Source organism: Achromobacter sp. B7, assembly GCF_003600685.1.
Classification (GTDB): domain Bacteria; phylum Pseudomonadota; class Gammaproteobacteria; order Burkholderiales; family Burkholderiaceae_B; genus Achromobacter; species Achromobacter spanius_B.
In genome coordinates this window covers 443846-462990 of the sequence record NZ_CP032084.1, presented here as the reverse complement: position 1 = coordinate 462990, position 19145 = coordinate 443846, and the positions used below count along the sequence as shown (strand labels likewise).

Genomic DNA, 19145 nt, shown 5'->3' with positions numbered 1-19145 from the left:
CTGAAACGCCTGCTTGGCCCGAGCGCCGTCACAGGACGCTACGAATCGGTACAATGGCCGCCTGATTCCTCTGTTTTTTCCTGACCGTCATGAACGCTTCGACCCTGCCCGACGTAGAACAAGCCCGCTTCAATATGGTGGAACAGCAGATCCGCCCGTGGGACGTCCTGGACGCCAACGTGCTGCAAGCGCTGTTCGATGTGCGCCGCGAACAATTCGTTCCGCCGGCCCTGCGCGCCTTGGCGTTTTCCGACCTGGAACTCCCGCTTGAAATCAATGCGGTCAACACCCGCCAGACCATGCTCGCCCCCAAGGTCGAAGCGCGTCTGGCGCAAGACCTGCAATTGACCAAATCCGACTGCGTGCTGGAAATCGGCACCGGTTCGGGCTACCAGGCCGCGCTGCTGGGCTATCTGGCCCAACAGGTGACCTCGGTTGAAATCGACAGCCGCCTGGTGACGTTCGCGCAGCAGAACCTGCAAATGAACAACGTCACCAACGTCAAGGTCGAAACCGGCGACGCCCGCAACGGCTGGGGCTCGACCGAATACGACGCCATCCTGGTCACGGGTTCGGTGCCCGTCGTGCCGGACGCGCTCAAGTACCAGTTGCGCGTGGGCGGCCGTCTGGTCGTGATCGTGGGCCAAGCCCCCGTCATGACGGCCTGTCGCATCACCCGCACCACCGCCGCCAGCTTTGAAACGGTGAACCTGTTTGAAACCGTGATCAAGCCGCTGCGCGGCGTCGCGGTATCCCAGTTCAAGTTCTAAACCCTATCCCCGCCGCCCCGTGCCAGCCCCGCATCGGGGCCTGGGCACCCTGGGGCGGCCCGGCGTATCGTTGAAAATCATGCGCGTCCGATTGCTTACGGCTTTACTGGTTTTTACCGCCGCCGCAAGCGTCGGCCCGTTGCCCGCATTTGCGCAGAACCTGATCCAGGTCTGGCAAGCCGCCCTGGGCAATGACCCCACCTATGCCGCCGCCCGCGCCAACTATCGCGCCGGGCTGGAAAAAGAACCGCAAGCCCGCTCGCTGCTGCTGCCGCTCATTTCGGCCGAAGCCGGCGGCGCGTACCAGGAAACCCGCAGCACGCGCGGCCTGGGCGTGGCCTACAGCGGCGGCCGCGGCGTCTGGGATCTGGCGCTGACGCAGCCGCTGTTCGATTGGGGTCGGTGGCAAAACTACGAGCAGTCCAAGCTGATTGTGGCCGATGTCGAAGTGCAGTTGCAGCAGGCCTATCAAGACCTGCTGCTGCGCGTGGCGGACGCCTATTTCAACGTGCTGTACGCGCAAGACGCGCTGACCGCGACCGAGGCCGAGAAGGCAGCCGTGGCGGGTCAGCTTGAGTCGGCCAAGCGCAATTTCGAGTTGGGCAACTCCACCGTCACCGACACCTATGAAGCGCAGGCGCGCTACGACCTGGTGGTCGCACAGGAATTGCGTCTGCAAAACGATCTGGACGTGCGCCGCGACGAACTGGCCAAGATCATCGGCACGGCGCCCGGCGCGCTGGCCGAACTGCCCTACGGCGTGCAACTGCCGTCGCCACAGCCGGCCCGCGTGAACGACTGGAGCACGCAAGCCGAGTCGTCCAGCCTGGACGTGCTGCGCGCGCAGTTGCTGACCCGCATCGCCGGCCGCGAAATCCAGATCGCCAAGAGCGGCCACTATCCCACCCTGAACCTGCGCGCCACCAGCGGCAGCGCCAGCGACGCCATCATGCGTAACGCGGCGCCGGGCAAGCCCATCGACAACACGGTGGGCGTGGTGCTGTCCATTCCGCTGTATTCCGGTGGCGGTGTGTCGTCCCAGGTGACCGAGAAGGTGCAGCTGGAACAAAAGGCCCGTCACGACTTCGAAACCGCGCGCCGCCAGGCCATCCAGGCCGCGCGCCAGTACTACACGGGCGTCACCAGCGGACTGGCCCGCATCCAGGCGCTGGAAGCCGGCGAAAAATCCAGCCGCGCCGCCGTCGAGGCCAACCGCACCGGCTACGAAGTCGGCGTGCGGATCAATCTGGACGTGCTCAATGCGCAGCAGCAGTTGTACGCGACGCAGCGCGATCTGGCGCTGGCCCGCTACAGCACGGTGCTGTCGGGGCTGCGGCTAAAGGCCACCAGCGGCATCCTGGCGGAAACGGATCTGGAAGCCATCAACAGGCTGCTGCGGGAACCGCGCTGAGGCGGGGGATCGGGCTGGGGATCGGGCTTGGATGCGGTGGGATGGGCTACGGGCTACGGGCTACGGACAAAAAAGGCGGCTTGCACAAGCCGCCTTTTTTCATGCCCTGCATAGGCTCAACGCCCCTTGGCTTCAGCCGCCCTGGATCTTTTTCACCAGCGCCGTCGTGGACCGCTGGAATTCGAAAGGAATGGCCACGGCGCGACCGCCCCAGCTTTTGACCAGGGCCGTTTCCGGCAACGTTTCCATGTCGTAATCGCCGCCCTTGACGATCAAGTCGGGCTTGATCTGGCCGATCAGCGCTTCGGGCGTGTCTTCGTGAAACGACGTGACCACGGTCACACAGCCCAGCGCGGCCAGCAGCGCGGCGCGGTCTTCCATGCGGTTCAGCGGGCGCTCGGCGCCCTTGCCCAGGCGGCGCACCGATTCATCGGTGTTCACCGCCACCACCAAGGTCGCGCCCAACTGCGCGGCTTGGTCCAGATACGTGGCATGGCCACGATGCAGGATGTCGAAGACCCCGTTGGTGAACACCAGCGGCCTGGGCAGGCGGCCGGCGGCAACGGCGGCGATGCATTCGTCGCGGGACAGGACTTTGGATTCAAAACGGGCGGCGGACATGCGGCGATTATATCCGCGCGCCCACCGCCCGAAAGTAGCGCTCAGGCGCCGCCCAGGATGATCTGCTTTTCCTTCGGTACGACCAGCGCCGTCATTTCCTTGCGGTAGCGGTTCAGGTCCTTCACCGTTTCAAAGCTGCGATCCATCAGCTTGGACAGGATGTGCAGAATGCGGCTGGCCACCTTCTGTTCCCAGATGCCGTCAAAGCGGATCTGCGTGTCCAGCCAGTGCTCAAGCCAGCCCGGCTCAGGCAGGCGCGACTGCACCGTGTCGTTGGGGAACAGGTCTTTGTTGACGTGCAGGTTGGTCGGGTGCAGCGCCTGCTGCGTGCGCCCGGCCGACGCCATCAGCACGCCGATCTTCGAGAACGCCAGGCGGGCTTGCTCGCTGGTGTCCTGGCCACGGTCGTGCAGCGCGCGGCGCATGTATTGCAGGTACGCGCCGGCATGGCGGGCTTCGTCCTGCGCCACGGTCTTGTAGATGGCCTTGATGACCGGCTCGGTGTGCCATTCGGCAGCGCGACGATACCAGTGGTTCAAGCGGATTTCGCCGCAGAAATGCAGCATCAGCGTTTCCAGCTCGGGCGCCGCGTCGAATTCAAAGCGCACGTTGTGCAGCTCTTCTTCGGTGGGCACCAGGTCGGGCCGGAAGCGGCGCAGGTATTCGATCAACACCAACGAGTGCTTTTGCTCTTCAAAGAACCACACCGACATGAATGCGCAGAAGTCGCTGTCCCCGCGGTTGTCGCGCAGGAACATCTCCGTGGCGGGCAGCGCCGCCCATTCGGTGATGGCGTTCATTTTGATCGTTTGCGCTTGCTCGTCAGAGAGCTTGCTGCGATCGAAATCTCCCCAGGGGATGTCGTGCGCCATGTTCCAGCGCACGGCTTCCATGGTCTTGAAGAGTTCAGGATAAAGCATGGTCTGCCCTTGTATTCGTCCCGCTTGTGGGGCGATAGAAATTAATGAATGGCGCGCGCGTCTTTCCGGCGAGTGACGCTGCTTTCATCCACCGCAGCGCTATTTTTCGCCGTTTCCCGCGAAGCTATGATGACCGTTTCATGAATGAAACATGACAGAGTTCGTCTAGACCATCGCGCCGCCTATCGGGTCAAGGCCCAGATTGCGACCCCGATCGCAAGAGCCAACACCCCAACCAGCGCTGCAACCAGCCGGTTGTTCTGTTCCTGGGCACGCCGCAGGTGAATCATCTCCGCCAGCAGCGCGGGCGAGACGTTCGGGCGGCTCAGGTGGTCATGGACCAGCCTGGGTAAAGCGGGCAGCATTTGCGACCACTGCACGGCTTCTTTTTCCAGGCTTTGACGCAGCCCCTTGAATCCGACACGCTGGCGCATCCAACGTTCCAGATAGGGCTTGGCGGTCTTCCAGAGATCCAGGTCGGGATCGAGCTGGCGGCCCAATCCCTCGACGTTCAGCAACGTCTTTTGCAGCAGCACCAGCTGCGGCTGGATCTCGACATTGAACCGGCGCGACGTCTGGAACAGGCGGAGCAGAACCTGCCCCAGCGATATTTCGGACAACGGCCGGTCAAAGTACGGTTCGCAGACGGCGCGCACCGCGCCTTCCAGTTCTTCTTCGCGCGTGTCGGCCGGCACCCAGCCGGACTCGATGTGCAACTGCGCCACGCGGCGGTAATCGCGGTGGAAGAAGGCCAGGAAATTCTGCGCCAGATAGTTCTTGTCGAATTCGGACAACGACCCGACGATGCCGAAGTCCAGCGCGATATAGCTACCCAGCGTGTCGGGGCGATCCGACACGTAGATGTTGCCCGGGTGCATGTCGGCGTGGAAAAAGCCGTCGGTGAAGACCTGCGTGAAGAAGATTTCCACGCCGGTGCGCGCCAGGGTCGGGATGTCGATCCCGGCCTCGCGCATGCGTTCCACCTGGCCCACCGGCATGCCGTACATGCGCTGCATGGTGAACACGGTGGACGCCGTGTATTCCCAGATCACTTCGGGCACGATCAGCATGTCGCCGCGGCCCGATTCCGGGCCGAAATTGCGGCGCAGCTGGCTGCAATTGGACGCTTCGCGCACCAGGTCCAGCTCGTCGTGCAGGTACTTGTCGAATTCGGCCACGACTTCGCGCGGCTTCAGGCGGCGGCCATCGGCGCCCAGGCGCTCGATGATGCGCGCCACGATCTTGAGCAGCGACAGGTCTTTTTCGATGATGCCCAGCATGCCCGGGCGCAGCACTTTCACGGCGACCTCGCGGCCGTCGTGCAGCACGGCAAAGTGCACCTGGGCGATGGAGGCGGACGCGACCGGGTCCACGTCGAACTGCGCGAACAGCTTTTCAGGCGGCGCGCCCAGCGCGGCCTCGATGCAGGCCGCGGCCTGCGCGGACGGGAACGGCGGCACGCGGTCTTGCAGCAAGGCCAGTTCGTTGGCGATATCCGCCGGGATCAGGTCGCGGCGCGTGGACAGCACCTGGCCAAACTTCACGAAGATGGGGCCCAGGGATTCCAGCGCCAGGCGCAGGCGTTGCCCACGCGGCTGGCGCGGGCGGGTGCCCAGGCGGATGACGCGCAGCAGGCAGGTGGCCAGCGGATGATTCAGGCTGGACAGGACCAGTTCGTCCAGGCCATAACGCAGCGATACGACGATGATGCGAATAAGGCGCAGCAGGGGAAACATATATCAGGCGCCCCGCTTTGCACTGGCGGACGCCAGACGGGTTTGCAGGGCGGTGGCCGAACGCGCCAACGCGTCGGCGCTGGCGGTGAGCTCGGCCAGATCCAGGCGCCATTGCTCCAGCGCCGGGCGGCCCACCAGTACGCCGCTTTCTTCAGCCAGGTATTCAGACACGTTTTCCGCCAGGCGCTTGCCGGCGTGACGCGCGCCATCGGCCGCCGAGCGGGCGCCGCCCACGATGCGCAGTGCGGCGATATCGCCCACCACGCGGGCCAGGGCGTCTTCGGGATCGAAGCGCAGCTGCTTGGCAAGGTCGGCTACGACCTGGGCCAGCGCGGCGTCGCCCGAAATATGCGTGGCCTGCGCGAAATCGGGCGTTTCACGGTCAGCGCCCAAACGCGGCAGGGGCAGCTTTTCAGGCGCCACCGTCAGCGTCACATCCGGCACCACGGCGGGGTCGGCCTGGGACGCCAGCCCTTCGCTATCGATCGTCAGGCCCAGCGTGAAGCCACCCAGCGCAAAACGCACCGTCTTGCCGGCGTGCCGCGCCAGGCGCTCGCGCGCCCATTCTTCGCGCCTCAACAGGGCGTTGAGCGCACTGACAGCCATTCGAGAGGGCGTGGGCAAGAAGGAAAAAGGCAACATGACGGTGTGCAACACCCCGGGGCAGGGCTTGCCGCAATTAGTGGCTAAATCGGGAGTGTAACGGGTTAGATGGGACCGCGTTTAGTACAACGGGACAAGGAAAAACCGGCCCTTCTAGGGCCGGTTCGAGTGGATGCCCTGGGGCATCCGGCAACGGAGGACAGAGTCAGCCCCGATCAAACAGCGTTTAGCTGGCCAGATCCACGGGGATCTGTTGAATGCCGGCCAAGAGCCAGCCGCCATTGGCGGGCTTGAACAGGTTCCAGACTTCTTCGAAGCGGAAGGCTTCGGCGCCCGGTGCCTCGCGCAGCATGCCGGAGAAGCGCACGCTGGCCAGGTGGCCGTCGGACACGGTTTCGATACCCAGCATTTCGGCGTTCAGCAAGACCACTTCGGTCTTGTTGGGCGCTGCACCGCGCTCGGCCAGTTGCGGCTTGAGCTCGGTGATCAGGTCATCGGTCAGGAAGTCGCGCAGGCCATCGGTGCTGCCGCTGTCCCACACGGCCTGGATGCGCACGAACTGCTCCTTGGCCTGCTTCAGGAAAGCGGGCGTGTCGAAATCACCCGGCACGAACCAGTTGTTGTCCTCGCCGGCCTTGGGCAGCACGGCCGGAGGCGCCACCGGGGCGGCAGCGGCAGCGGCCGGAGCGGCGGCGGCGGTGGGCTTGAGCGCTTCACGCCACATCGGCTGCTGTTGCTGGCCGGGTGCGTTGTTGGCGCCATTGAACGCGCCTTGCGTTGCCGTACGCGGACCCGCGCCACGGAGGCGGCGGATGATGAACATGACGGCGAACACGACAGCGGCGATCAGCAGCGCGGAACCGAGGAATTCGGCGAACGCGCCCGACAGGCCCATGCTGGACAACAAGGCGGCGATACCCAGGCCGGCGGCGATGCCGGCGATGGGGCCAAGCCAGCGCGACGCGCCGCTCTTGGCGGCGGCGCCCGCGGCACCGGCCGTGGCTGCACCGGCGGCTGCCGGGGCGGCGGTGGCGCCGGCCGTGTTGTTGGCGGCGGCCGGCGGCGTGGTGGCCTGGCGCTGCTGGGTCACATTGGAGGATTGGCGGCCGACGCTGCTGCCGCCACCCGCACGACGGGCTTCGGCATCAAACGATGCCGTCACCAACGCCGCGCCGGAAACGGCGATGAGCGCTGCGGCGACAAACCGCGAAAGACAGAATTTGGTCATAGAGTTAGCTCCCTCGTACTCGCGCCCCCGCTGCCCCGAGCAGCAAGGAGTCCCACGGACAGCGGGACCTATTCGCGACTTTTCTTACAGTAATCTGAATGTCGTAAGAATAACGGACAAGATGCCGCCCCACAAGTTCCCCGTGGGGGGACAAATCATCCGATCGACACGCCGGGCTTAGCCCAGGCGCACGCCCTCGTGCAGGGCGGCGATGCCGGCGGTCAGGTTGAAGTACTGCACCCGTTCCAGCCCGGCGCTGCGCAGCATGTCGGCCAGCGTTTCCTGGTCGGGATGCATGCGGATGGATTCGGCCAGGTAGCGGTAGCTGGCCTCGTCCTTGGCGACCTTCTTGCCCAGCCAGGGCAGCACATTGAAGGAGTACCAGTCATAGGCGGGGGCCAAGGGCTTGGCTACGCGCGAGAATTCCAGCACCAGCAGCTTGCCGCCCGGCTTGAGCACGCGGGCCATTTCAGCCAGCGCGCGGTCTTTATGCGTCATGTTGCGCAGGCCGAAGGCCACGCTGACGCGGTCGAAATAACCGGTGGGAAACGGCAGGCGCTCGGCGTCGCAGACGGCGGTGGGCAGCAACAGGCCCGCGTCGGTCATGCGGTCGCGACCCACGCGCAGCATGGAATCGTTGATGTCGGTCAGCCAGACTTCGCCGGTGGGGCCGGCGCGCTTGGCGAAGGCCTTGGCCAGGTCGCCCGTGCCGCCCGCGATATCCAGCACCTTCATGCCGGGGCGGATGGCGGCGCGGCCAATGGTGAAGGCTTTCCAGACCCGGTGCAGGCCGGCCGACATGAAATCGTTCATGACGTCGTAGCGCTGGGCAACCGAATGGAAGACTTCGGCAACCTTGCGGGCCTTTTCGCCTTCAGGCACCGTTTGAAAGCCAAAATGCGTGGACTGGGCGTTGTCCTGCGCGGAATGTTGCGATTCGGAGGGGTTTTGCATGGTGAATTCCCGATATATCGTGGCAATGGTAGCCTATCGGCCCCCAGCGGCGGCGCGAAGAACCTGCCTGCGGGACGCCCTGCGGTCACATACCTGAAATATTGCGGCCATACTATCGCAATGTTCGCGCCGCGCCGGCGCTCAGAAGCGTGCCAAATTCGCCATGTCCAGCACCATCCTCGTCGTCGAAGACGAACCCGCAATCCAGGAACTGATCGCCGTCAACCTGTCCTTCGCGGGGCACAAAGTGCTGCGCGCCTTCGACGCCGACCAGGCCCAGACCCTTATCCGCGCCGAACTCCCTGACTTGATACTGCTGGACTGGATGCTGCCCGGCACTTCCGGCCTGGCGATGGCGCGCAAGCTGCGCAACGACGAGCGTACCCGCGCCGTCCCGGTCATCATGCTGACCGCCAAGGGCTCCGAGCAAGACAAGGTCGACGGCCTGGAAGCCGGCGCCGACGACTACATCACCAAGCCGTTCTCGCCCAAAGAGCTGATGGCCCGCATCAAGGCCGTGCTGCGCCGCCGCGCGCCGCAGCTGACCGACGACGTCATCGACGTGGGCGGCCTGAAGCTGGACCCGGTCACGCACCGCCTGTCGGGCAACAGCCAGTCGCTACAGATCGGCCCCACCGAATTCCGCCTGCTGCACTTTTTCATGACGCACCCGGAACGCGTGTTCTCGCGCTCGCAACTGCTGGACCAGGTCTGGGGCGACCACGTGTTCGTTGAAGAACGCACCGTTGACGTCCACATTCGCCGCCTGCGCAAGGCGCTGGAACCCAGCGGCCACGACGCGCACGTCGAAACGGTGCGCGGCAGCGGTTACCGGTTTACGGCACAGCTGCCCACGCGGTAAAACTGCCGCACGATGATCTGGCTGCGCACACTTTTCCTGGTCGCCCTGTGGGCGGTGATTGCATTACTGGCGCAATGGCTCATAGGAGATCCTTGGGGCTGGCTGGTGTTTTGCGCCGCGCTGACCTCCATGTTGCTCTGGCGCAGCTGGCGCCTGACGCTGGTATCCCACTGGGCCAATCACCCGGACACCTCTCCCCCCGCTTCCGTCGGGCCATGGGACGACATCCTTGCTCCCCTTTACCGCTATACCCGCGCTCGCGCCAGGGAACTGGCCGAAACCCGCGACACCATGCAAGGCATGCTGGCCGCCGCCCAGGCCTTGCCGGACGGCGCGGTCACGCTGAATGAAGACTTCCAGATTGACTGGTGCAACCGCATGGCGCGCCAGCATCTGGGGTTGCGGCTGCCGGCCGATCGTGGCCACAACCTGCTGAACCTGCTGCGCGCGCCCGAGTTCGTGGAATACGCGCATCGCCCGGCCTGGCCAGAGCCCATCCTGGTGCGCCTGGGCCAGCAAGGCCAGGAACGGCTGATGATGATGCAGCTGACCGCCTACGCCAGCAATCAGCGGCTGCTTATTACCCGCGACGTCACGCAGATCGAGCGCCTGGAAACGACGCGCCGCGATTTCGTGGCCAACGTGTCGCACGAGCTGCGCACGCCGCTGACCGTGCTGGCCGGCTTTCTGGAAACGCTGCGCGACATGCCGGCTGACGCGCTGCCCGAAGAACAGCGCGCGCAGTACATCGACATGATGCATGAGCAAGCGCAGCGCATGCAGGCCATCGTGGAAGACCTGCTGACCTTGTCCACGCTGGAATCGTCGCCGGGCAGCGACCCGCGCGCCATCAACATGGGCGCGCTGCTGCAAAAGGCGCGCCAGCAGATCGAGGCGCTGTCGGGCGGCCGCCATGTGCTGGAATGGCATATCGACGACACGCTGGACGTGCTGGGCGCGGAAACCGAACTGACCTCGGCGCTATCGAACCTGCTGACCAACGCGGTGCGCTACACGCCGGACGGCGGCACGATCACCGTACGCTGGGAACGCGAAACCGATGGCGGCGCGCGCTACAGCGTGCAGGACACCGGCATCGGCATCCCGGCCCGCCACCTGCCCCGACTGACCGAACGGTTCTATCGCGTGGACCGCGGGCGTTCGCGCGCGGTGGGCGGCACCGGCCTGGGGCTGGCGATCACCAAGCACATCGCCATGCGCCACGACGCCGAACTGCTGATCACCAGCGAACCGGGCAAGGGCAGTGTGTTCGCCCTGCGTTTTCCGCCGGAGCGCATCGCGATCGGCGAAGCGGCATAGAAGGCGCGTCGCCGACGCCGGGCTGACGACCCGGCGTAGACGCGCACGGCGGGCGTCGGATCGCCCCCGCCATCCCCGGCGCCACGGCCTGCGCCCGGCCTTTCGGCCCCGCGCGGGCGCCGCGCGGGTGGGGCGCGGGTGGGGCGCGGGTGGTAAATTCCCGGCCATGCGCATCCTGGTCATTGAAGACGAACCCAAGCTGGCCGACTACCTGAAGAAGGGCTTGTCGGAGCAGAGCCATGTCGTGGACCTGGCGCGCAATGGCGTGGACGGACTGCATCTGGCGCTGGAAGGCGACTACGACCTGATCGTGCTGGACGTGATGCTGCCCGGCGTGGACGGCTTCGGCATTCTGGCGGCCGTGCGGGTTCGCAAAAACACCCCCATCCTGATGCTGACCGCGCGCGATGCGGTGGAAGACCGCGTGCGCGGCCTGGAAGGCGGCGCCGACGATTACCTGGTCAAGCCCTTTGCTTTTTCTGAACTGCTGGCGCGTGTGCAGGCGCTGCTGCGCCGCGGCCGCGCGCAAGAACCCACGCTGCTGCGGCTGGCCGACCTGGAGCTGGACCTGGCCAGCCGCCGCGCCCAACGCGGCGGCCGCCGGCTGGACCTGACCGCCAAGGAATTCAGCCTGCTGGCGCTGCTGCTGCGCCGCCAGGGCCAGGTGCTGTCGCGCACCACGCTGGCCGAACAGGTGTGGGACATGAATTTCGACAGCGATACCAACGTGATCGACGTCGCAGTGCGCCGCCTGCGCGGCAAGCTGGACGACCCGTACGACACCAAGCTGCTGCACACGGTGCGCGGCATGGGCTACGTGCTGGAATCGCGCCACCCGCCGCTGCCGGCATGACGCGGGCTGCCGAGTGGCCGCGCCGATGAAGCTGCCTCCATGTCGCTGCCCCATGTCGCTAGCCCGATAACGCTGCCCGCATGACGCCACCCCCATGAAGCCGCCCCGCTCTCGCCCGCCCCGCATCCGCTCCATGCAGGCGCGACTGACGCTGCTGCTGGGCGCCATCGCGTTGCTGGTTTCCAGCCTGGCGGGCGCGACCTTGTTCTGGGCGTTGAAGCGTGAAGTGGAACGCCAGGAAATTACCGAGGTCAGCGGCAAGCTTGAACTGATCGACCACCTGATCGACATGCAGAACAGCGCCAGCGGCCTGCACGACCTGGCCGCCACCTTCGACGAGATGCGCGCCGGGCAGGGCCAGCTGGGCATCTGGATCGTGGACGCGCAAGGCCATGCCGTCTACGGCGGGCCGCCGCCCGACACGCTGGAAACGGTGGACGGCCGGCAGGTGGTGCTGCAAAGCGCCGACGGCGGCCGCATGCGTGGCCTGCGCGTGGCCATGAACGACCGCATCCTGCCCGGCGCCCACCTGACGGTGGCCGTCAGCACCCGCACCAGCGGGCAATTTTTGTATGCCTACGGCACCGCGCTGGTGCTGATCTGCGCGCTGTGGGTCGGCGCGACGGTCGTGCTGGCGGCCTGGGCGGTGCGCCGCAGCATGGCGCCCACCCGCCGCCTGTCCGAGCAGGCCGCGCGCATCCAGCCCGACAACCTGGCGCATCGGCTGCCGCTGGCCGACACCGACCGCGAACTGCATGAGCTGGTCATATCGTTCAACCGCACGCTAGAGCGGCTGCAAGCGGCCTACCAGCAGATGGAAGGCTTTAACGCCGACGTGGCGCATGAGTTGCGTACGCCGCTGGCCACGCTCATTAACGGCACCCAGGTCATGCTGTCCTCGCCACGCGATGCCGCCGAACTGCGCGACGCGCTGGCATCCAACCTGGAAGAACTGGAAGACTTGAAAACGCTGGTCAACGACATGCTGTTTCTGGCCCGCGCCGACCGTGGCGAACTGGCCGCCGATCTGGCGCCGGTATCGCTGGCCGCCGAGGCGCGCCGCGTGGCGGACTATTACGAAGCGATGTTGGAAGAGCAAGGCGTGCATCTGCGCTGCGAGGGCGATGCCAAGGTGGTGGCCAACGCCGGGCTGGTGCGCCGCGCGCTGGCCAACCTGATCGCCAACGCGATCAAAGCCACACCGGCCGGCCGGGACATCGTGGTGTTGTGCTCGGCCGTGCCGGGCGGCGCGAGGGTCGAAGTGTGCAACCCCGGCGCCCCGATTCCTGCCGCCGACCTGCCCCGCATCTTCGACCGGTTCTTCCGGTCGGGCCAAAGCCGCGCCCCGCGCAGCGAAGGCCACGGGTTGGGCTTGGCCATCGTGCGCGCCATCGCCCGCATGCACGGCGGCGACGTCGACGCAACGTCGGACGCCAACGGCACGGTGGTGGGCATCACGCTGCGTGGACCGGGGGCCTTCCGGTCCGATTTCCCGCACGACGTGGCGTAGCAGTATCCGCCGGGCGGGACGTCGAACATTACAAAAACGTAATCTACGCGACAGGATCGGGTCACCGCCGCCTTCCTACAGTGTCATCACGGTCATTCCATCAAGGATTCTTGTGAAAGACGCTATGCCGCGTATCGGCCACGACACGCCCTTCGCCGTCCCACGCGCGGCTCTCTCGCGCCGCCGTTTTGTACAGGGCCTTGCCACCGGTGGCGCCTTGGCGTCGCTGGGCGCCTGGCGCTCGGCGCTGGCGGCCTCCACCGGCCCTGCCGCCACCGAACTGCGCGGCACCGAGTTCCATCTGGAAATCGGCGAGACGCCGGTGAACTTCACCGGCGCGGCCCGCGTCGCCACCACCGTCAACGGCCAATTGCCCGCGCCGCTTCTGCGCTGGCGCGAAGGCGACACCGTCACGCTGCATGTGACCAACCGGCTGCGTGAACAGACGTCGATCCACTGGCACGGCATTCTGCTGCCGTCGGACATGGACGGCGTACCCGGCCTGAGCTTTGGCGGCATCGACCCCGGCCAGACTTTCACCTACCGGTTTCCCGTGCGCCAAAGCGGCACGTACTGGTATCACAGCCACTCGGGCTTTCAGGAACAGACCGGCTTGTACGGCGCGATTGTCATCGACCCTCACCATCCGCCCGCCATCGCCGCGGACCGCGATTACACGGTGCTGTTGTCGGACTGGACGGACGAAGATCCCATGCGCGTCTTCAATAAGCTGCGCGTGATGCCCGACTACTACAACGGCATCCAGCCCAGCGTGCAGAGTTTGTCCGCCGACGCGCAAAGCCGGGGCTGGGGTCCCGCGTTGTCCGAGCGCCTGATGTGGGAACAGATGCGCATGAACCCCACGGACCTGGCCGACGTGTCGGGCGCCACCTACACGTTCCTGACCAACGGCGCGACGCCCGCCGGCAACTGGACGGGCCTGTTCAATCCGGGCGAACGCATCCGGCTGCGCTTCATCAATGGATCGGCAATGACGTACTTCGATGTGCGCATTCCCGGCTTGAAAATGACGGTGGTGGCCGCCGACGGACAGGACGTGCGGCCGGTGGACATCGAGGAATTTCGCATCGGGGTGGCCGAAACGTATGACGTGATCGTGGAACCGAAGGACGCGCGGGCCTACACGATATTCTCGCAAGCCATGGACCGCTCGGGCTATGCGCGCGCCACGCTGACGCCGCGTGCCGGCATGCAGGCCGAGGTGCCGCAACTGGACCGCGTGCAATGGCTGGGCATGATGGACATGGGCATGGCGCATGGCGCGCCGGGTGATGTGCCCGCTGACACCGGTGCGTCGGGCCACGGCGCCATGGATCACGGCGACGCGCACGCCAAGCACCCCACGGAAGCCACGGACGCCATGCCAGCCACGCCATCCGCGCAAGGTGGCATGGTGCAGGTCAAACACCCGTACCCGACGGAGCGCGGCGTGGGCAATTCCATGTTGCCGGACGTCGCATCCACGCGCCTGGACGACCCCGGCGTGGGCTTGCGCGACAACGGCCGCCGCGTGCTGACCTACGCGGACCTGCACTCGGTGCATCCTCCCGAGGACAACCGCGCGCCGTCGCGCGAAATCGAATTGCACCTGACGGGCAACATGGAACGCTACATGTGGTCGTTCAACGGCGTGAAGTTTTCGGACGCCAAACCCATCTTGCTGCGCTACGGCGAACGGGTGCGCTTCGTGCTGGTCAACGACACGATGATGACGCACCCCATCCATCTGCACGGCCTGTGGAGCGACCTGGAATCGCCCGACGGCGCGTTCCAGGTGCGCAAGCACACCATCACGCTGAACCCGGCGCAGCGCCTGAGCTACCGCGTCAGCGCCGACGCGCGCGGACGCTGGGCGTATCACTGCCACCTGCTGTATCACATGGAGGCCGGCATGTTCAGAGCGGTCGTGGTGGAGTAAATGATGAGACCCCTTACCTCTCTGATGGGCCTGTGCGCCCTGTCGATAACGCTGGCCACGACGGTCGCCTCGGCCCAACCCGCCGATGTCGATCATGGCGCGATGGATCATTCCGGCATGGATCACGGCGCGGCGCAAGCGCCCGCCGCCGCCGCAACGAATCACGGCAACATGGACCATGGCGACATGGGGCACGACGGCACCCCCCAAGCCGCCCCGACGGCCCCCGCCGCGCCGCCCGTGGGCAGCCTGCCTGCCAGCGATGGGGCGGCCCTCGATGGGGCGGCCACCGATGGGGCGGCCCTCGACGGGGCGGCCGAACGCGGCTACGACAGCTACGGCATACACCCGCACATGATGGACGACATGCCGGCCTGGCAGGTGCTGTTCGACAAATTCGGCGTGTCACGCAACCGCGATGGCCAGAACACGCAGCAATGGGACGGGCGCTTCTGGTTCGGCACGGCCACCGACCGGCTGCTGGTCAAATCGGAAGGCGAACGCGAGAACGGCGAGGGCTCGGACGGTAAAGTCGAAGCGTTCTGGAGCCACGCCGTCTCGCCGTTCTGGGACCTGCAACTGGGCGCGCGCCGAGACATCGGCACCGGCCCCAAGCGCAATTGGGCCGCCATCGGCATCGAAGGCGTGCTGCCCTACAACATCGAACTGGAAACGACCGCCTACGTGGGCGCGTCGGGTCGCACGGCACTGGCGCTAAAAGCGGAGTACGACCTGTTGTTGACGCAACGACTGATCTTCACGCCCGAGCTCGAAGCCAGCCTGTACGGCAAGTCCGACCCCGCGCGCGGCGTCGGTTCGGGGCTGTCCGAAGGCTCGCTGTCGTTCCGGCTACGCTACGAAGTCACACGCGAATTCGCCCCGTATATCGGCGTATCCTTTGACCGGAAGTTCGGCCAGACAGCGCGCTACGCGTCCGACGCAGGCGCCAGCCGATCGCAGACTGCGCTGATGGCCGGCGTGCGATTCTGGTTTTGACGACCGTGGCCGCATCAACGCCGCTGCCGGCACCATCACGGTCACGGTGACGGCCAGCGTGATGGTCACGGCGCCTATTTTTCATTTCTCTTCCCGATCGGAGCATCATGAACGTTTCCCGCCTGACCCGCCTGGTTCTTGCCGCCGCGCTGTGCGCGCCGACCTTCGTCATGGCCCAAGGCCCCGTCAAGGTCGAGGTCTGGAAGACGCCCACCTGCGGCTGTTGCGAAGACTGGGTCAAGCACATGCGCGATAACGGCTTCACCGTCACCACACACGATGTGCAGGACACCGGCCCCATCCGCCGCAACGCGGGCATGGCTGACTACGGGTCGTGCCACACCGCGATGGTCGACGGCTATGCGGTCGAAGGCCATGTGCCGGCACGCGACGTGCGCCGCCTGCTGCTGGAAAAGCCCGACGCAGCCGGCTTGGCCGCCCCCGGCATGCCGCTGGGATCGCCCGGCATGGACGGCCCCGAATACGGCGGCCGAAAGACGCCGCACGACGTGCTGCTGGTGGACAAGCAAGGCGGCGCGCGGGTGTACGAGGCCTACCGTTGAAACAATTCATCCACACCGCCTCAATGGCTACTCCTTGCAGTGCAGCAAAAATGCGCCACAATAAATAACACGTACTTCTCACCACCCCCTGGCAGTCATGGCAAAAATCGTCCTGTTCGAGAACATCCATCCGAGCGCCCGCGCGGTCTTCGAAGCCGCCGGCTACACCGATATCGTCACGCACGCCGCCGCATTGCCGGCGTCGCAGCTGCACGACGCCCTGCGCGGCGCGCAGGTGGCGGGGATCCGTTCTCGCACGCACCTGGATGCCGCCTTGCTGTCCAGCCCCGACCTGCGCGTGGTGGGCTGCTTTTGCATCGGCACCAACCAGGTCGACCTGGACGCGGCCATGCAGCGCGGCATCCCGGTGTTCAACGCGCCGTTTTCCAACACCCGCTCGGTTGCCGAGCTGGTGCTGGGCGAAGCCATTTTGCTGCTGCGCCGTATCCCCGAAAAGAATGCCCGCGTGCATCTGGGCCATTGGGACAAGAGCGCCGCGGGCGCCTTTGAAACCCGTGGCAAGACGCTGGGCATCGTGGGCTACGGCAACATCGGCTCGCAGATCAGCACGCTGGCCGAAGGCCTGGGCATGCGCGTCGTCTATCACGACGTCGAAGCCAAGCTGCCGCTGGGCAACGCGCGCCCCGCCGGCACGCTGAACGAGCTGCTGGAACAGGCTGACGTCGTCACCCTGCATGTGCCGGGCGGCAAGTCGACCGAGAACATCATGAACGCGGAAACCATCGCGCGCATGCGTCGCGGGTCCATCCTGATCAACGCCTCGCGCGGCGCCGTGGTGGACATCGATGCGCTGCACGCGGCGCTCAAGTCCGGCCATCTGGCCGGGGCGGCGCTGGACGTGTTCCCGACCGAACCCAAGAGCGCGGACGAGCCCTTGGCCAGCCCGCTGATCGGCATGCCCAACGTCATCTTGACCCCGCACATCGGCGGCAGCACGCAGGAATCGCAAGAGAACATCGGCCGCGAAGTGGCGGAAAAACTGGTGCGTTTCCTGCAAGCCGGCACCACCAAGGGCGCGGTCAACTTCCCCGAACTGCCGTACCTGGAACCGGCCGGCGCCACCCGCATCCTGCACGTGCACCGCAACGCGCCGGGCGCGTTGGGCACGCTGGACAACCTGATGGCGCAACACGGGCTGAACATCGTCAGCCAGACGCTGCAAACCAAGGGTCAGATCGGCTACGTGATCACCGACGTGGAAGGCCAGGTGGATGACATCGTCATGACGACGCTGCGCAGCCACCCCATCACGGTCCGCTGCGACCGGCTGTAAGGCAGTAAAGCCCGACAGGCGCGTGGCCCGATCCGCAAAGCACGCGGATCGGGCCACGCGCTTTTTTATTGCGCGCTCAGGATCGTGGCGGTGGCTGTATTTGGGTCTGCGCGGCCGCCACCAGGCATTCCGCCATTTTCTCGCGCACGCTGCCGCTGTCGAAAGGCAGGCGGCCGATGATGCCGATGTCCCGGTGAAACGCATGTTCCTCCAGCGGCACCAGCCGCAAGCCCGTCAGATCCAGGCCACGCAATTGCGGCAATAGCGCCACGCCCAGGCCGTGCCGCACCAGGTTGGCGATGGCGTCAATCTCGTCCAGTTCGACGGCCTCGTGCACATTGATGCGGTGTTTCTTCAGAAAGATATCCACCACGCGCCCGCCGAACGACGCCCGGTCGTAGCGGATGAAAGGCTGCGTGGCCAGCACATCGCGCCACGGCGCCAGCGGCATGGCCTCGGGCATGGCCAGCACCACGGGTTCGCTCAGCAGGCGCTGCCAACCCAGCTCGGGCGGCAACGCGAAGGGCGGGCGGATCAGCACCGCCATGTCCACTTCGCCCGCGTCCACCTGACCCAGCAGGGACAGCGACACGCCGGGCACGATGCGCACCCGCACGTCGGGATACACCGCCCGAAAGCGGCCCAGCGCGTCCACCAGCAAATCGTGCTGCACCGAGGCGATGGCGCCGATGCGCAATGACCCGCTCACCTGCCCCGCCCCCGCCGTGGTGACCAGGCGCTCGGCCATGGCCACCAGCTCTTCGGCCTGGGGCAGCATCTCGCGGCCATGGGCGTTCAGCACCGCCGCGCGCGCGCCCCGGTCAAATAGCGCCACCCCCAGATATTCCTCCAGCCGCTTGATCTGGGCGCTGACGGCGGACTGCGTCAAACCCAGGTGCGTGCCGGCGCCGGTGAAAGTGCCATCCCGGGCCACGGCAATGAAGGTCTTGAATTCTTTGATCACGAACAATCAATTTTTTTAGGTCTAAGGCACAAAAAATATCGTTTTTCAATCAAAAAAACAATCCCTAAACTAGGCGCTGGTGCTAAATACAGCACGCTGCACCCTGCGGGGATCCGCAGTCCGACCTTTTTGAATGACCCGGAGTTTTCATGACCGCCCAAACCAACCTGCCGCCGTTCCACTTGGCCTTTCCGGTCCGCGACCTGGCCGAAGCCCGCGCCTTCTACGGCGAAAAGCTGGGCTGTCCGGAGGGCCGTAGCTCGCCCGAATGGATCGACTTCAACTTCTACGGCCACCAGATCGTTGCCCACCTGGCCCCCAGCGAATGCGGCCACAACGCGACCAGCGCCGTGGACTCGCACAACGTGCCGGTCCGCCATTTCGGTGCGGTGTTGTCGATGGAACAGTGGGAAGCCATGTCCAAGCGCCTGATCGACGCGGGCACGGAATTCGTCATCGAGCCCTACATCCGCTTCAAGGGCGAAGTCGGCGAACAAGCCACGATGTTCTTCCTGGATCCGTCGGGCAACGCCCTGGAATTCAAGGCGTTCAAGAACATGGATTCGCTGTTCGCCAAGTAATCCCGCCGGCCGCGCGCAAC

General features: G+C 65.8%; 18 protein-coding genes. 11 read left to right on the top strand and 7 right to left on the bottom strand.

Annotation, left to right across the window (positions count from 1 at the left end; all coding sequences use genetic code 11):
- Window positions 1-89 precede the first annotated feature (89 nt).
- Together DVB37_RS02155 and DVB37_RS02150 are read left to right on the top strand one after the other, a co-directional pair.
- Window positions 90-770, top strand: coding sequence for a protein-L-isoaspartate O-methyltransferase (locus DVB37_RS02155; RefSeq protein WP_046807653.1), 681 nt, complete (start codon window positions 90-92; stop codon window positions 768-770).
- A 79-nt stretch (window positions 771-849) separates the two neighbouring features.
- Window positions 850-2181, top strand: coding sequence for a TolC family outer membrane protein (locus DVB37_RS02150; RefSeq protein ID WP_046807654.1), 1332 nt, complete (start codon window positions 850-852; stop codon window positions 2179-2181).
- 132 nt (window positions 2182-2313) lie between these two features.
- Here DVB37_RS02150 and rfaE2 read toward each other — a convergent pair whose 3' ends face one another.
- From rfaE2 to ubiE, 6 genes are all read right to left on the bottom strand, one after another.
- Entirely contained in the window at window positions 2314-2802 is a 489-nt protein-coding gene (gene rfaE2, locus DVB37_RS02145; protein WP_120153649.1) for a D-glycero-beta-D-manno-heptose 1-phosphate adenylyltransferase, read from the bottom strand.
- A 41-nt stretch (window positions 2803-2843) separates the two neighbouring features.
- Window positions 2844-3722, bottom strand: coding sequence for a ferritin-like domain-containing protein (locus DVB37_RS02140; protein WP_046807656.1), 879 nt, complete (start codon window positions 3720-3722; stop codon window positions 2844-2846).
- Window positions 3723-3904: 182 nt separating this feature from the next.
- Window positions 3905-5458 (bottom strand): ubiquinone biosynthesis regulatory protein kinase UbiB, encoded by a 1554-nt coding sequence (gene ubiB, locus DVB37_RS02135; protein WP_046807657.1) that lies wholly within the window; start codon window positions 5456-5458, stop codon window positions 3905-3907.
- A 3-nt stretch (window positions 5459-5461) separates the two neighbouring features.
- On the bottom strand, window positions 5462-6100 hold the full coding sequence (locus DVB37_RS02130; RefSeq protein ID WP_120153647.1) for an SCP2 domain-containing protein: 639 nt from the start codon (window positions 6098-6100) through the stop codon (window positions 5462-5464).
- A 187-nt stretch (window positions 6101-6287) separates the two neighbouring features.
- Complete coding sequence (locus DVB37_RS02125) at window positions 6288-7289, bottom strand: Tim44 domain-containing protein (protein ID WP_046807659.1); 1002 nt, start codon at window positions 7287-7289, stop codon at window positions 6288-6290.
- 177 nt (window positions 7290-7466) lie between these two features.
- Window positions 7467-8243, bottom strand: coding sequence for a bifunctional demethylmenaquinone methyltransferase/2-methoxy-6-polyprenyl-1,4-benzoquinol methylase UbiE (gene ubiE / locus DVB37_RS02120; protein ID WP_046807660.1), 777 nt, complete (start codon window positions 8241-8243; stop codon window positions 7467-7469).
- A gap of 163 nt (window positions 8244-8406) precedes the next feature.
- On the opposite strand from ubiE, the gene phoB reads away from it, so the two are divergent.
- The 8 genes from phoB (at window position 8407) to serA (ending at window position 17580) form a co-directional block, all read left to right on the top strand.
- Window positions 8407-9105, top strand: a complete 699-nt coding sequence (phoB, locus tag DVB37_RS02115) for a phosphate regulon transcriptional regulator PhoB (RefSeq protein WP_006227196.1) — start codon at window positions 8407-8409, stop codon at window positions 9103-9105.
- A 12-nt stretch (window positions 9106-9117) separates the two neighbouring features.
- Window positions 9118-10425 (top strand): phosphate regulon sensor histidine kinase PhoR, encoded by a 1308-nt coding sequence (gene phoR, locus DVB37_RS02110; RefSeq protein WP_104144788.1) that lies wholly within the window; start codon window positions 9118-9120, stop codon window positions 10423-10425.
- 166 nt (window positions 10426-10591) lie between these two features.
- Window positions 10592-11278, top strand: coding sequence for a heavy metal response regulator transcription factor (locus DVB37_RS02105; RefSeq protein WP_104144789.1), 687 nt, complete (start codon window positions 10592-10594; stop codon window positions 11276-11278).
- Between the two features lie 94 nt (window positions 11279-11372).
- Entirely contained in the window at window positions 11373-12788 is a 1416-nt protein-coding gene (locus DVB37_RS02100) for a heavy metal sensor histidine kinase (protein WP_162941145.1), read from the top strand.
- A 124-nt stretch (window positions 12789-12912) separates the two neighbouring features.
- Window positions 12913-14727 carry a copper resistance system multicopper oxidase gene (locus tag DVB37_RS02095; protein ID WP_120153642.1) on the top strand — a complete coding sequence of 605 codons (1815 nt, stop codon included), beginning with the start codon at window positions 12913-12915 and terminating at the stop codon, window positions 14725-14727.
- Complete coding sequence (locus DVB37_RS02090; protein WP_120153640.1) at window positions 14728-15723, top strand: copper resistance protein B; 996 nt, start codon at window positions 14728-14730, stop codon at window positions 15721-15723.
- Between the two features lie 107 nt (window positions 15724-15830).
- A complete protein-coding gene (locus DVB37_RS02085; RefSeq protein WP_082134595.1) occupies window positions 15831-16286 on the top strand; it encodes a DUF411 domain-containing protein in 456 nt (151 codons plus the stop codon).
- Window positions 16287-16383: 97 nt separating this feature from the next.
- Window positions 16384-17580 (top strand): phosphoglycerate dehydrogenase, encoded by a 1197-nt coding sequence (serA, locus tag DVB37_RS02080; protein WP_046806577.1) that lies wholly within the window; start codon window positions 16384-16386, stop codon window positions 17578-17580.
- Window positions 17581-17656: 76 nt separating this feature from the next.
- On the opposite strand, the gene DVB37_RS02075 is transcribed toward serA, so the two are convergent.
- Window positions 17657-18544 (bottom strand): LysR substrate-binding domain-containing protein, encoded by an 888-nt coding sequence (locus tag DVB37_RS02075; protein ID WP_162941144.1) that lies wholly within the window; start codon window positions 18542-18544, stop codon window positions 17657-17659.
- A 149-nt stretch (window positions 18545-18693) separates the two neighbouring features.
- Here DVB37_RS02075 and DVB37_RS02070 point away from each other — a divergent pair, with 149 nt between their 5' ends.
- Window positions 18694-19125 (top strand): VOC family protein, encoded by a 432-nt coding sequence (locus tag DVB37_RS02070; RefSeq protein WP_046806579.1) that lies wholly within the window; start codon window positions 18694-18696, stop codon window positions 19123-19125.
- The last annotated feature ends 20 nt before the right edge of the window (window positions 19126-19145 follow it).